We start from the raw sequence: 13,911 nt of genomic DNA, 5'->3' as shown, positions 1-13,911 counted from the left end.
TGGGTTCCACCGTGTGCATCGGCCTGCTGCTCGACACGCTGATCGTGCGTTCGTTCGTCGTGCCGTGCATCCTGCGAATCCTCGGGAAGTGGTTCTGGTGGCCAACGCTGGTACGTTCCCGTCCGCTTCCCCAGCGATAAGAGCGTCATCAACGAAGATGGTGGAGCTAAGGGGACTCGAACCCCTGCCTTGACCACGCAAATGCCGATTTACCTGCATGTTCGCTCCGTCTCGTTCCGATTCGGTCCCGCTAATTAGCTACGGGTTTGTTTTCGCGTCTTGACGGCGTCAAGAGCCGTCGTCACCCGTAATCTCTCAGGAGCGACCGCAGTACGACTGAGCACCAAGTCACCATCCAAGTGACCGATCATCAAACTATCTTCACCGCGGTCCCGGTCACGACCAGGAGATGCTCAATCTAGCCGCGCCCAATGCCGACTGGTTCAATCCCAGTATCGCGCACTACTTTTGAACTGCGGAATATCACTTTTGCGCAGTTTTCAAGACGTTTCCGAGACTTTCGTCATATCCAAGACGTCTGTGGTGGACACGTGTGGTCGTCGATACACTCGACTTTCCACTACTCGCCGCGGACGCGGCCCGGCCGGCCCTCCGCAATCCTGGTCAAAGCCATCCCGACACCACGGCGCGACAACCCGACAGCACGCCCGATCTTCCCGTGGTCCCACCCCTTGTCGGCCAGATGCACGATCAGGCGATCGCGATCTGCCGCGTTCATCTGCGCCGGCCCAGCAGGCCGCAGAAGGCGGGCCTGAAGTTGCGGGGATCCGGAGATCTCATCCGCGCCGCGTCGACTCATGCGTTAAGCGTAGATCGCCGAGCCCCGTTACGGCCGGCACGACAAGCGGGGAGCGGCTAGCATTGCCGTTCCGGCCTGACACCGCGCTCTCGTTGTAAGACTTGGCGTTTGGCGAAAGCTCAGTTCCGCATGGCCCACAAACCAAGCACGCGCGGTCATGGCATTGCCTCGGCCCAGGCGATATGCCCCTCGAAGCCAAGCGTTTTCGCCGTGTCGCGGTAGCGATCCCTGAACTGCGCGTAAGCCGCGGCATCGCCGTGAGCCCGCGCCAGCAGCGCGCGCAGCCGCAGCAGCCAGATGTCGCGCATCACCAGACCCTCATCGGCTGGCGCGGTCGCTAGCCGCTCGATCGCGGCCTCGGCTTCGGCCACGTCACCGTCGCCGCGCGGTCGAGCAGTGTCTGCACCAGAACCCCCGTCGCGGGAGTGCCCCAGACCAGCAGCGTTCCCTCGCGAAACAGATGGTCGAGGGCGGCGCGCATCAGCGGTATGGCGTCATCGCGGTCTCCCCGCCTGGCCATCTCACGCGCCAAGTACACGTTGACGATTGGTAACTCGGCCATGCATGGCATTGGCCAGCCAGTCTGGCGTGTAATACTCTCCCAGCGCCTTTCGCGTTGATGCGGAAATGACCGATTCGTACAGCACCTTTAGCACATCGTGCTCGACCGCTGACCAGTCGAATCTGGCCAGCCGACGGGCCAGCGTAGCTATGAATCCTTCTCCTCCAAGGACTTCCAGGACCCAATCGAAGAAGTCGTGATCCACAACACCGTGCAGCCCCGCTAGGGATTGGGATCACTTGAGTTCCCATTCAATTTCCCTCAATGCGGCGGCTGGAGTATGCGTCGATCCAGTCGGAGTATCGAGTAGTGAAGATGGTGGCGTTCTCGTCGGGTGCGAGGGTGTGATCGTCGATCACCGTACCGAAGTATGGCGCCTGGGCGTCAGTCACGACCCGACGTTGATCACCATTGGCGGCAAGGCCCGTGCGGACAAAGTCGTCCATCCCCATTGCTTCGGGTCCAGCGATCTCCGTTACTCCGTTGATAGGGCGCCCGACAGCCGCGCGGGCCACGGCGGTGGCGACATCGTCGGCGGCGATAGGACGGAACAACGCGTGTGGCAATCTGACAATGTCTCCGTCTGTCGCGGAATCGGCCAAGCCAACCGCGAATTCGTAGAACGGAGTTGCTCGCACGATCGAATAAGGCCGGCCCGAATCCTTGATCAGGTTTTCCTGAGCTGCTTTCGCGGTGTTGTAGCCGCTATCTGGCATGATCTGCGCGCCCACTACGGACAACGCGACATGGTGTTTGACTCCCGCTTCCTGTTCAGCAGAGAGAAGATTCGCAGTCGTGGTCGTGAAGAAGTGCATCACAGGCTCATCGTCGAACAATGGTGAATCGGCGACGTCCACCAGGACATCCGCACCGGCGACGGCGTCGGCGAGACCTTCACCGGTGAATGAATCGACACCTGATCGGCGTGAGGCGATGATCACGTCGTGTCCGTGCGCGCTGAGCTTGGTCGCTACTTTCGAGCCGATAAGCCCACGACCGCCAATGACCACGATCTTCATGATGAACCTTTCAGAGTTGCGTTTGACTGGTGTGTGGTGTCAGTGGTGTGCGGCGGCGATGTTGTGCCAAGTATCGCGTAGGCCGCGGCTGCGCTTGCTGCGGAGAAGACACTGTAGCTAAGCGGTGATTCCATACCGAGGGATACAGCCATCGCGGTTCCAAATATTATGAGCACCAAGCAAGTTGCCGCGCCAACGAGTTTTGGCCGCCAGCCGGTCAGGAGCAAGACTCCCAGGGTCGCTTCGGTGGCGGTGGCAGCCCACACAATGGCGGTCAATAACCATCCAGAAGCAAACGGAACAAGCTGGTGGGTATAGTCGGCGAAGGCACCCATGCTCCCCCAGCTACCCTGCCCAAACGGCTCCCACCAGCCGAATCGGTCGGCAACAGCGGACAGAAAGCCCGCCGCGAGCGACAAGCGTAGTGCTATCCGGACAACCCGGATAGCACTTGGCGTGTGCATGGGCTCCTCCTGCTGTGTCGTATTGCGAAAATAGATAATGTCTTCAAATTGTTGATGTCGAACGGTGCGAACGTTTTGCATTGCTAACGCGGCGGCTCCGCGTTGTCGTCCGTGGTGAGTGGGCCGTCTCCGGTATCGAGCAGGAAGACTGCGAGTAATTCAGCGGGTTCAGTGGCGCTGGCATTTTCACTGATCGTGTGGTGCGCGCCGGGGGCTTCACTCCACGTCTCGCCGGCGTGGTAGATACGTGCAGGTTCACCTTCGACTTGGCTGCGGATCGCTCCGGAGATCACGTAGGCCATGATGAACGCTGATTTCGCGTGGTGGTGAGCTGCGCTTTTTCCTCCGGGCGGATAGCTGACGGTCACTGTTTCCAGTGATTTGCCCGGAACGTTGGTAGGTTGATCGAAAACTGTGCGGATAATCGGGTTTTGATCCGAATTCTGTGGCGTCGGCTCGGCGTGGGCCGCAGGCGCGAGTATGGCAACAGCGATCAGTGTGGCGAATAGTGTCTTTAGGGCCATTTTTGGCTGCCTTCCCTTCGGATGTCTTGACGACTAGCTGATGTGATCGCACGATTTGGGATGACCCGCGTGCGTGCGAAGTCTCCTCACGACCAGGGTGACGCAGCTAGGTAGTGGGGAGTCGCCCACTGCCACTCACAGCGCCGGTTCCACACATTGATCGTCGGCCACTGCAATGAGCAGATGAGCGGTCGTGCCCGCCGCCGGCGTAGTGACCCCAGTCGGAGGCCGCGCGTCGCGGAGCAGCGCGAGACTCGGCCTCCGAGTCCTCCGGCGGATCGGCGCGCAGGTACATCGCCTCCCAGTAGCGCACGAGGAAACGAGTGGAGGCCCGCGCACACGCCGTCCGATCATGGGAGGTTCCTTTTCAGTCTTGTGCTACGCGTTCAGTCTTGTGCTACGCGCAGGATCGTCTTGCCAGGGATGCGTTTGTCGGGAGCGAATGCCGCGGCGGCTTCAGCGAGTGGCAACACGGCGCCCACCACCGGTTTGAGGCGTCCATCCCGTACTCGCGCGGCGAGGTCGGCGAGCCGGGCGCGATCGGGTTCGACAACGAAGAAAACAGCCCGCCCGTCGTGCGGCCGGGTCTCCGGCGGCTCGGCGATGGTGACGAGCGTTCCGCCGGCGCGCACCAGTGCGGCCGAGCGGGCGAGAATGTCTCCGCCGATCACGTCAAATACCACATCGACTTCCCCTGCGTCCTCCAGCTTTTCGGTATCCAGGTCGAGGAAGGTATGGACGCCGAGCGCGGCCGCCCGGTCTCGATCTGCGGTCCGGCCGGTGCCGATGACGCGCGCGCCGACCTCACGAGCGAGCTGCACCGCGATCGACCCGACCGCACCAGCGACACCGTGGATCAGGACCGTTTGTCCAGCGGTGAGGCGGCCGTGGTCGAACAGGCCCTGCCAGGCGGTCAATCCGGAGATCGGCAGCGCGGCGGCCACAGTGTGGTCGATGTCGATTGGCAGCGGTGCGAGGTTACGGGCTTCCACCGCGGTGTACTCCGCGAGCGAGCCGTTGCGGGCCCAGTCGTCGAGCCCGAACACCCGCTGCCCCACGCTCAATCCGGTTGTGCCGTAACCCAACTCAACCACGACCCCGGACAGATCGTGGCCGGGCACGCTCGGTGTGCGGTCACGGCCCGCGCGGTCGGTCCAGGTGTCCGGCCAGTCAAGCTCCGTGGGTATGAAACCCGCGGCGTGGACCCGCACGACGACATCGTTCGAGGCCGCCTCGGGGTGGGGCAGGTCTGTCAGCGACAGGCCAGCGACACCGGCCTCACGATCTGAAACAGTGATGGCTTGCATTACAGGTCCTTCCTGATGTGGGTTGTTGTTGAGCCTGACCGCCTCGTCGTCTCCATTCGCGGTAGCTCGAGGCTTTCGTGAGTTCGTTGGATGTCGCGCAACCGCTCCATATCCACGGCGGCCGCGATGTCCATCGAGCGCACCACATCGGCGAACAGCACCGTGACTTGCTTGTACTCGGCCGGTGTTGTGGCAATCGCAACCGGCGCACCGCACTCGTTACAGAACTTCGAGTTCGGCGGCAGCTCCGTACCGCACGACCCGCACACCACGGTCGCCGCCGTCATGTCACGCGGCCAGCCCACTGTCGTTCCACGTCTCTATCGTGTCACCGCTGGTGAGACAAACGTAGATCCATATCGCCGCTGCGATCCGGCCAACGGGTAGCGCGCCCCGGCGCGCCTCGGGGCCGGGGGTCTGGGTCGGATTCCGCCGATGTGTGAGGTGGGAGCGTGTCGGTTGTGAGATTCTGCTGGGGTGTCCGCTGATCCGGCGGCCGCTGCTCCTTCCGGGGTGGTGACGTTTTTGTTCACCGATGTCGAGGGTTCCACCCGTCGGTGGGAGGCCGACGCGCACGCGATGCGGGCGGCGCTGGCCGCCCATGACGAGGTGTTGCGCACTGCGATCGAGGCGTATGACGGGTTCTTGTTCAGCCACACGGGCGACGGTTTCGTGGCGGCTTTCGCGTCGCCGATGTCCGCCGTGAACGCCGCGATTGACGCGCAACGGGAGTTGCAGTTGCCGGTGCGAATGGGATTGGCAACCGGCGAGGCCGAGCTGCGCGACGGGGACCACTTCGGAACGGTGCTCAATCGAGCCGCACGAGTGATGGCCGCTGGACATGGTGGTCAGATCCTTATGGCCGAGTCAACGGCGGTGTTGATCAGCGGGGTTGATCTCATCGATCTGGGGCCGCGTCGGCTGCGCGATGTGCCGATGCCGATCGGCGTGTTTCAAGTTCGAGCCGAGGGACTACGCACGGAGTTCCCGGCCCTGCGGGCGCTGGATACGAGTCCGGGAAATCTGCGGCCTGCGACCACCAGCTTGATCGGACGCGAGTCCGAGGTCACCGAGATCGAAGCGGCGGTCAAGGCGCATCGGTTGGTGACGTTGACCGGCGTGGGCGGGGTCGGCAAGACCCGCCTCGGGCTGGAGGTAGCAGGCCAGCTCGCCGATGAATTTCCCGACGGCGTTTGGTTTTTCGAGCTGGCTGCGGTCACCGATCCGGCGGCGATACCACGATGCAGTGGCGGCGGTGCTGGGCATCACCCAGCAACCGGGCAAGACCGTCAGTGAGTCGGTGGCCGCTGCGTTGGAGGGCCGGGTCCGTCTGTTGCTGATCGACAACTGCGAGCACGTTCTCGACGCCGCCGCCGACCTGATCGAGGCCATCCTGGCGGCTTCGGCAACGACCAAGATTGTGGCCACCAGCCGCGAAGGACTCGGCATCGCCGAGGAGCGGCTCTGGCCGGTGCCCTCGCTGGATGTCGGCGCAGGTGTGGACTCGGCCGCGGTGGCCTTGTTTGTCGAACGGGCGCAGCACGTGTCGCCGCGCTTCACGGTGGGCGACGGCGGTGAAGCCGCCGCGGTCACTGAGATTTGTCAGCGCCTCGACGGGATTCCATTAGCCATCGAACTGGCCGCCTCGCGGATGGCGTCGATGACCGCCAGTGAAATGCGTGATCGTCTGGATCAGCGGTTTCGGCTGCTGGTCGGCTCGCGGCGCGGACTGGAACGCCACCACACGCTGCGCCACGCGGTGGCCTGGTCCTACGACCTGCTCGATGACACCGAAAAGACAGTGCTGGACCGCTGTTCGGTCTTCGCGGGCGGATTTGACCTGCACAGCGCCTGCGCGGTAGCCGGATCAGATGACCTCGACGAATACGCCATCCTCGAGGTACTCGACGCTCTTGTGCGCAAGTCGCTGCTGGTCGCCGACCGATCCTCGGGGCGGACCCGGTTTTCGATGCTGGAGACGATCCGCCAGTTCGCCGAGGAGCAACTCGTCGCCGGCGGTGCGGCAACCGACATTCGGGCCGCCCACTCGCGCTATTTCGCCGGGCGCGAAGCCGACATCCTGGCCCTGTGGGACAGCCCCCGCCAACGCGAGGCGTACACCTGGTTGACCGTCGAGCTGGCCAATCTGCGCACCGCGTTCCGGTGGGCCGCCGACCACGGCGACCTCGATGTGGCCGCCACCATCGCCACCTATGTGGGGTTGCTCGGCCTGTGGGTCCAAACCTTTGAGCCGATAGCCTGGGCTGAAGAGCTGATCGAGCCCGCCCGCGTCGCCGACCACCCCCGGCTGGCGTTTCTGTATCTGATTGCGTCGCTGTGCTACTTGACCGGACGGATCGAGGCGGCTGTCGGCTATGCCGATGCCGGCCAGATCGTTCTCGGCAGGAGCCGCGATGCGCCGCCGTACGGCCTCGAAGGCATGCTTGGAGTTGTATACGCAGTCATCGGGCAGCCGGAACGATGTGTCGAGTTGTGCCGCGCCAGCTCGCACGCCGCCGCGACACCCACGTCCTCATCCGGGCATGGCTGGTTATCGCCCTTGCAATGGCCGGTTGTGGTGGGGAGGCGATGGATTCCGTGGATGGCCTAATCGAGGCTGCGGAGGCCACAGGCAACCCGCACTTGCTTGCGTCGGCGCTCACTGCCTACGCTGCCGCTTTCCGTGACGCAGATCCCGTCCGGGCGCTTAACGCCAGCGGCCGGGGTCTGGTGATCGCTCAAGACAGCGGCAACCGCATCTATGAGTCACTACTGGCGGGCAGTCTGTCCCGTCTCGAGGCCGAATACGGCGACACGCTGGCCGCGTTCGATCACCTCACTCTGGCGATCCGCAATTACCACAATTGCGGCGACACCACCTCGATCCGCATTCCGCTGGCCGTCCTCGCCGTTGTTTTCGACCGGCTCGGACGTTACGAGCCGGCGGCCACTATTGCCGGCTTCGCGCTCAGTCCCATCGCCGCAGCGACGGTCCCCGAAATCACCACCGCGATCGCGCACCTCCGCGATGTCCTCGGCGACCAGACCTACGAATCGCTCGCCCGCAAGGGTGAGACGATGACCACCACCGCCACGGCCATGTACGCCTACGACCAAATCGACCAGGCCCGAACAGAACTCGAACACCCCGGCTGAATGCCCCTTCAGGAGCGGATGCGGCCGGCGAGGGGGTAGGCGTGCAAAAGTCTGTCCGGGTGTCGCATCCACGCTCACGGTCCTGCTTGCAGGTGTACTCGTACGGTCGGTCGCGACTATCACGGAGCCTGCGCTTCCGCCAAACGCAGCGTTGGCGCAATCGCCGCTCAAGCGGGGAGATTGGCAATTAGCCATCACAACAGAAACGCCCCGGCCTGGTCGGGGCGTTTTTCTTTGGCGCCCAATGCCAAATTGGAAGGGGAGGGAAAAGTCCCCAGCCGATAAGGAAGCCTTCACCGCCGATCCTGTCACTAAAGAACTCGTCGACGGCGAGGGCTACCTTAGGCTCGTGGCCGGTTTCTGTCGGTGGCCGACAGCCAGTTTGGTGCTCGGTCATGCGTCGGCCAGTTTGGACAACAGCGCGGCGATCTCGCGGTCGCGGCCCGCGGCGGCATGCTGGTAGCGCATCGCCGCGTGCGGCGTCGAATGACCAAGGCGGGCCATCAGTTCGGCCAACGATGCACCGGTCGCCGCGGCCAGCACCGCGCCGCTGTGGCGCAAATCGTGCCAGCGCAGATCGGGTCGGCCCGCGGCGTCCCGCGCTCGGTACCAGTGCCGGGCCAGCGTCGACGGCTGAAGGTGCCCGCCATTGTCAGCGGGGAACAGCAGCGCATCGCGGTCTTTGGCAACGTGTTTAGCTAGATGTTGCTCAATGGCGGGGATGATGTGCGGCGGGATCGCGACGTCGCGGATGCCCGCGTCACTCTTGGGCGACGTGATGGTGTAGCCACCCTTGACGCGCACCGCGCCGCGCCTCACCCGGATCACTTCGTCGCTCAAATCGACGTCGCCGCAGCGCAATTCGACGGTTTCACCGAATCTCAGCGCGCACCACGACGCCAACATGACCATGAGCTGCAGACGCTCGGGCATCGCCGCGGTCAGCTCGCCCAACTCCGACACCGACGCGGGCCTGATCTGGTGAACCCGCTTGGCCCGCCCGGCGCCCACGATGCGGGCCGGGTTCGCGTCGATCAGCTCATCATTAACGGCCGACGCGAAGATCGTGCGCAACAGCGAGTAGCAGTGCGAGCGCAGGGTGGGCCGGTCGGTCAGCGTCCGCTCGTACCAGTCCCGGACGTCCTTGGGCTTGATCGCGGACAGCTGCCGGTGCCCGAACTCCGGCAGCAGATGGGCGTCCAGGATGCTCTGGTAGTGCTCGACGGTGCGGGACTTGAGCGGTCTGCCGGATACCTGCCGGTTCGCCAGCCAGCGGGCCGCATAGACCCCGAACATGGTCGGTGCGGGAGCGTCACCGGACCAGCGGCCCCGGTCGATCTCGCGGCGCGTCACACCCACGAACGTCTCGGCGTCCTCCCGGCGGGCGAACGTGTGCGGGGCGTAGCGGCGCACACCATCCGGGCCGGTGTACTTCACTTGCCAGCGCCCCGACGCGATACGGGTGATGTTGGCGAAGCTGCGGCGGCGGGCCATGGTGGGCTCCTGTCTGGCGTCCTGGTGAGTCCAAGACGTATCCAAGACAAATGCTAGTCCAAACGTGTCCGAATGTGACCACATCAGTCGTGCACTCAGGGTACCTGTTATCGCTGGTCAGAACGCATATCCGCAGGCAGCCGCGTTACCGTGCAAACAACTTCAATCCCAGTATCGCGCACCAGGGTTATTGCACTTCAAAAGCAGTTTTATAGGCGACGAGCAGGCCGCGTGAACTGTATGTGAACTGACTGTCGGTAGCGCCGGGACTGGCTGAAAAGAATCAACGGCCATGACGACTTCAGAGCTGCCGAGCATTGACGGCGCTCGCTGAAATTCCCCACTGACGCTCATTGAAATTCCCCACCCGTGTGGCTCCGCCGAGAAGGGCGGGCCTCCCTCGATGCTGCTGGTGTCTGACGCCAACAGCTCCACTCGAAGGAGGCCCGCTTTCTCATGCTCACATGGGAGGACGATGTGGAAGTACATGCCCTACGCAAGCGTGGTTGGTCGATCTCGGCGATCGCCCGCCACACCGGGCATGACCGCAAGACGGTCCGCAAGTACTTGGCCGGAGAGCAGAGGCCGGGAGTGCGGGCACGGCCGTCACCGGATCCGTTTGACCCGTTCCGCGACTACGTGTCGGCACGGTTGGCCGAGGACCCGCACCTGTGGGCTCGCACCCTCTACGACGAGTTGGAGGGCCTCGGGTTCGGGCTGTCGTATCAGAGCCTGACCCGCAACATCCGCACCCGCGGATTACGGCCGGCGTGTGAAACGTGCCGGTCGGTCACCGAACGCCCCAACGCGGTCATCACCCACGAACCAGGTGACGAAACCCAATGGGACTGGCTGGAATTGCCGAATCCACCCGAATGGTGGGGCTGGGGCAAGACCGCGCACCTGCTGGTCGGGTCGCTGGCCTGTTCCGGGAAGTGGCGGGCCGCGTTGTCACCGTCGGAGGATCAGCCGCATCTGGTGGCCGGCCTGGATCGGGTGGTCCGCGGTCACGGCGGGGTGACCCGCTGCTGGCGGTTCGACCGGATGGCCACGGTCTGTGATCCGGGCTCGGGTCGGGTCACCGCAACGTTCGCCGGGGTTGCGAAGCATTACGGGGTGTCGGTGGCGATCTGCCCGCCGCGGCGCGGTAACCGCAAGGGTGTGGTGGAGAAGATCAATCACACTGCCGCGCAACGCTGGTGGCGCACCCAGGCCGATGAGATGACCGTGGAGCAGGCGCAAGCCGACGTGGATCGCTTCGCCCGGGTGCGGGGCGACACTAGTACTGCAGCCGTAGATCGTGGTCATTGGTTCTGACGTCGTCGGTAGTGGGATTGTCGGGCTCGGTATTGGTGTCGTCTTCGCCATCGCGACCAGGCGAGCAGTGTCGCGACGGTGTGGTCGGTGATCAGGAGCAAGGCGTCGAAGAGACGGCGAAATCCGTTGACGGTCAGGGTAATCAGCCCTGCCGGGGTGGCTGTCGTGTCGCGTTCGATGGCGGTGGCTACGGCCAGGAAGGCATGGGCGAGCATGGCCAGGGTGGTCCATCGGTGCCAGGAGTTCCAGCGTCGGACTTGGTGCTGGTCGAGCCCGACGAGTCCTTTGGCGGCTTGGAAGGATCCTCGATGCGCCAGCGCTGACCGGCCACGGCCACGAGGGTGCGGAGTGCGACGGGGCGCGGGCTGTAGCAGCTCAGGTAGGCGTGCTCGCCGGTGGCGTCGTTGCGCCGTATCAGCAAATGGTGAACGCCGGTGTCAGTGTCGTCTTCGGCCAGCAGCCGAAACCACGCCCAGGAGTGCAGGCGTGGGCCGTGCGCCTTCAGACGATCCTTAGTAGCCGCTAGCGTTCCTTCGCCGAGCAGAGTATGCTCCTGCAAATAGTGAACGTAACCGTTTATAATCTAGCAAGGACCCAACCCACCATGTACACCGCACCATCGCCCTTTGACGAGCTCACTACCCATCGGTTGGAAAGGCCGCTCGAGGAGTTGGTCCCGGCGCCGGTGGTGGCGCGGATGCGACGACTGCGCTTGGCGCTGATGGTAGGCGGGGCGATCGGGCTGATCCCGTGGATCGTGTTCTTGGTCATCACCCTGCCGGCGAACTACGTCGCGGTGGGATTCGATGTCTTGCTTGTCGCATTCATGGTCACGACCGCGGTGCTCGTTTTCCTTCGTCGGCAGTTGGTGCCGCTGACCGCCTTCACGACCGGTGTGTTGCTGATCTGCGATGCGTGGTTCGACGTGATGACGGCCGGCCCCCGCGACCTGTGGGTATCCGCGCTGACGGCGACGCTCGTCGAACTGCCGCTGGCGGTCATCCTGATCAACACCGCGCTGCGCATTTTGCGGATGACCGTGACGCGGTTGTGGCTGCTCGATCCCGGGATGCCACCGTGGCGGTTGCCTCTGCTGCCATAGGCCACGCCTGCCCGCTGGCCTATCCCGAGCTGCGCCTGACCGGCGATTTAATGGAAGCCGCCCGCGCGGGCGGGTGAATTGCACTTCGCCGAACGGGCGGCCACGCTGACCGGCTATGCGCGGCATCGAGACCATCGACTCTGAGCTGCGATTGGTTACGACTCTTCGCCGTGCGGCTCGGGAGCGGGGCGGGCCGTTGCCTTCGAATCGCCGTCGCGGATGCGCTGCCGGATGAACGCCGCGAGCTGACTGAGTGGGCTCACTCGTTGACCGACGGACAACCGTTTTGGGAAGTTCCCAGCCAGGGCGCGCGGGGGCGGTTAGCCGGTGGCCGCGATCTCCGATCAGCAAATGGCTCCCCAACCCGTCTCCGCTTCTTCAACGGGGTCCATGGCGTAGATATGACCTGACTGGTGGGTTCTGTACCCCGCCGGCAGCTTGAGCACCCGGTTGTTGCCGGCGTCGGTGACGTAGACGGTGCCGCTGCCGTCCACCGCCACCCCAATTGGGGTATTTTTAGCTGGTGGGTGCCTAGCATGTCCGACCAAGTGGGATGCGGGAAAGGCCAGTGAGCGAGATGGCGTTCGAGCGTTGCCGGCTGCCGACGCTGCTCGGCCAGGGCGGAATGGGCAAGGTTGTCGCGGTGGCGGCAGCCGCCGTAGCGCTCGCACCGTTCTCAGTGCTAGCCGCCACACCCGGTGTGGCACAGGCGGCTCCACGGGCCCCATATGCCAGCGTTGGCGCAGACTCGGTGGCCTTCCGGAATTGTCTGCTTCCGGTGGCGCAATACCGTATTTCGACGCCACGCGTGTGCTACGAAGCCGCGTCCCGCCCGGCACAGGCGCCCTCGAGCAGCGTGCCGGTGCAGACTCCGGAGGCTCCGCCGAAGCCCGCGCCTACCGCCGTGACGCAGGTGCAGACCCCACAGGTCGCTCTGCCAAGTCCCCCGCTCCCGAGGACGATTCCGGTGGCGGTCCCTCACGAGGAGCCCAACCAACCCGCCCCACCCTGGTGGCACTCGGCGCTGCACTACGGGGTGTTGGTGATAGCAGTGTGCTTCGTCGCCTGGATGATCCATCGTTCGAAAATGTGGAGCGCACCCCTGACGGCGAGCGCACTGTGGCCGCCCCGGCGAGGTTTCGGCCCGGGTGGGATCGAAGGTGTGCTAAGAGCCCGAAAAAGACTGGCGCTGGTCGAGGCGGGCCATAGATGCGCCATCCCCACCTGTCGGCACCCAACGACCGAGATAGCTCACATCGTGCCTGAGTCACAGAGCCATGATGACTCGCTCGCGAACCTCATCGCGTTGTGCCCGAAATGCCAAAACAAAGAAATCGATGCGCAGTCGATGAGCATGTACAAGCGCAATCTCGGGGTCTTGAACAGCCGCTACTCTGATTTCGAGCGCCGGCTGTTCGACCAGATTGCCGAGACCGACCGGAGATCCTTCATTGTCGAGGCGGGTTTGGAGATCCCTCTCCTCCGCGCAGTGAATGATGGGCTTTTGAAACGAGTTGAACTAGCACCCGTACCGGCCCAACGGGGTGAACCAACCCAATACAAGTACGAGGTCACCGATGAAGGCCTGGACTTCATTAACCGGTACATCTGTGGTGAAGACATATCGTGAGGTCCGCGCTGACACACAACGCATTTTGCGAATTCGCGCGTTTCTGAAATCTGTTGTCTCCCAACAAATTTGCTAGTCCTCAAAAATGTCAAACCCCGCGTGTGAAAAAGTCGTGACGTTCGCGGCGCTGCTCAACCACCCCTTGCTCCGAGTTTCGGGAGGGGTGGGTTGCCTTGCGCCCCAACGGTTTTCGGATGCCTACCTGTGGGGAAGTTGTTGTGTTGCAACGGATCTCGCCGTTCATCGTCGCACGACACGAATATGCTGCGCTGTGCAATTAGCGGTGAGTCGCTAGTTCAATCCCAGTATCGCGCGCCAGAGTTGTTGCAGGTCAAGGCACGTTTTCGAGCGCATCGATGGAGGTCATGGGACCAGACATTCGACGACCTGGTCAATGTGGGGCTCGACTTCGACCAGTCCCGCAGCGATGACTTCTTCTACATCCCCCACGAAGGTTTCGACAACGACGACGTCAAGACTGGTATGAAGCTGCTGATGTCGCCGGACGGCAAGGCC

General features: G+C 63.7%; 13 protein-coding genes and 4 pseudogenes. 6 read left to right on the top strand and 11 right to left on the bottom strand.

Going from position 1 to position 13,911, the window contains the following annotated elements:
* Positions 1–11: 11 nt before the first annotated feature.
* Positions 12–140, top strand: coding sequence for an MMPL family transporter (locus JWP83_RS11345; RefSeq protein WP_297730049.1), 129 nt, complete (start codon positions 12–14; stop codon positions 138–140).
* A gap of 440 nt (positions 141–580) precedes the next feature.
* On the opposite strand, the gene JWP83_RS11340 is transcribed toward JWP83_RS11345, so the two are convergent.
* The 8 genes and pseudogenes from JWP83_RS11340 to JWP83_RS11305 form a co-directional block, all read right to left on the bottom strand.
* Positions 581–820: a hypothetical protein gene (locus tag JWP83_RS11340; RefSeq protein ID WP_297730047.1), complete on the bottom strand. Its 240-nt coding sequence runs from the start codon at positions 818–820 to the stop codon at positions 581–583.
* Between the two features lie 155 nt (positions 821–975).
* The gene (locus JWP83_RS11335) at positions 976–1,191 is read right to left on the bottom strand and encodes a hypothetical protein (protein WP_297730046.1); all 216 of its coding nucleotides are present in this window, start codon (positions 1,189–1,191) and stop codon (positions 976–978) included.
* A complete protein-coding gene (locus tag JWP83_RS11330) occupies positions 1,158–1,382 on the bottom strand; it encodes a hypothetical protein (protein ID WP_297730045.1) in 225 nt (74 codons plus the stop codon). Before JWP83_RS11330 ends, JWP83_RS11335 begins: the two co-directional genes overlap by 34 nt.
* A 251-nt stretch (positions 1,383–1,633) precedes the next feature.
* The gene (locus tag JWP83_RS11325) at positions 1,634–2,401 is read right to left on the bottom strand and encodes an SDR family oxidoreductase (RefSeq protein ID WP_297730044.1); all 768 of its coding nucleotides are present in this window, start codon (positions 2,399–2,401) and stop codon (positions 1,634–1,636) included.
* Positions 2,398–2,865 (bottom strand): hypothetical protein, encoded by a 468-nt coding sequence (locus JWP83_RS11320; protein WP_297730048.1) that lies wholly within the window; start codon positions 2,863–2,865, stop codon positions 2,398–2,400. The genes JWP83_RS11325 and JWP83_RS11320 overlap by 4 nt, the downstream gene beginning before the upstream one ends.
* Before the next feature lie 83 nt (positions 2,866–2,948).
* A complete protein-coding gene (locus tag JWP83_RS11315) occupies positions 2,949–3,389 on the bottom strand; it encodes a cupin domain-containing protein (protein WP_297730043.1) in 441 nt (146 codons plus the stop codon).
* Positions 3,390–3,775: 386 nt separating this feature from the next.
* Positions 3,776–4,696, bottom strand: a complete 921-nt coding sequence (locus JWP83_RS11310; protein WP_297730042.1) for an NADP-dependent oxidoreductase — start codon at positions 4,694–4,696, stop codon at positions 3,776–3,778.
* 89 nt (positions 4,697–4,785) lie between these two features.
* A pseudogene (locus JWP83_RS11305) lies at positions 4,786–4,983 on the bottom strand (zinc-ribbon domain-containing protein); the annotation flags it as partial.
* Positions 4,984–5,212: 229 nt separating this feature from the next.
* Between JWP83_RS11305 and JWP83_RS11300 the strand changes: the two are divergent.
* A pseudogene (locus JWP83_RS11300) lies at positions 5,213–7,852 on the top strand (adenylate/guanylate cyclase domain-containing protein).
* Between the two features lie 393 nt (positions 7,853–8,245).
* Here the strand turns inward: JWP83_RS11300 and JWP83_RS11295 are convergent.
* Positions 8,246–9,346 carry a site-specific integrase gene (locus JWP83_RS11295; protein ID WP_297730041.1) on the bottom strand — a complete coding sequence of 367 codons (1,101 nt, stop codon included), beginning with the start codon at positions 9,344–9,346 and terminating at the stop codon, positions 8,246–8,248.
* Positions 9,347–9,802: 456 nt separating this feature from the next.
* On the opposite strand from JWP83_RS11295, the pseudogene JWP83_RS11290 reads away from it, so the two are divergent.
* Positions 9,803–10,627: pseudogene (locus JWP83_RS11290) on the top strand (IS21 family transposase); the annotation flags it as partial.
* A gap of 212 nt (positions 10,628–10,839) precedes the next feature.
* Here the strand turns inward: JWP83_RS11290 and JWP83_RS11285 are convergent.
* Positions 10,840–11,003 (bottom strand): annotated as a pseudogene (locus JWP83_RS11285) (IS701 family transposase); the annotation flags it as partial.
* Between the two features lie 264 nt (positions 11,004–11,267).
* On the opposite strand from JWP83_RS11285, the gene JWP83_RS11280 reads away from it, so the two are divergent.
* Positions 11,268–11,765, top strand: a complete 498-nt coding sequence (locus JWP83_RS11280; protein WP_297730040.1) for a hypothetical protein — start codon at positions 11,268–11,270, stop codon at positions 11,763–11,765.
* Between the two features lie 344 nt (positions 11,766–12,109).
* On the opposite strand, the gene JWP83_RS11275 is transcribed toward JWP83_RS11280, so the two are convergent.
* Positions 12,110–12,436 carry a hypothetical protein gene (locus JWP83_RS11275; protein ID WP_297730039.1) on the bottom strand — a complete coding sequence of 109 codons (327 nt, stop codon included), beginning with the start codon at positions 12,434–12,436 and terminating at the stop codon, positions 12,110–12,112.
* On the opposite strand from JWP83_RS11275, the gene JWP83_RS11270 reads away from it, so the two are divergent.
* Complete coding sequence (locus tag JWP83_RS11270) at positions 12,343–13,395, top strand: HNH endonuclease (protein WP_297730038.1); 1,053 nt, start codon at positions 12,343–12,345, stop codon at positions 13,393–13,395. The two genes, JWP83_RS11275 and JWP83_RS11270, sit on opposite strands and share 94 nt — an antisense overlap.
* Positions 13,396–13,716: 321 nt before the next feature.
* A partial coding sequence (locus tag JWP83_RS11265) for a hypothetical protein (RefSeq protein WP_297730050.1) occupies positions 13,717–13,911 on the top strand: 195 nt, incomplete at its 3' end.

Source organism: Mycobacterium sp. (genome assembly GCF_025965855.1).
Classification (GTDB): domain Bacteria; phylum Actinomycetota; class Actinomycetes; order Mycobacteriales; family Mycobacteriaceae; genus Mycobacterium.
This window is presented reverse-complemented; position numbering and strand designations above follow the sequence as displayed.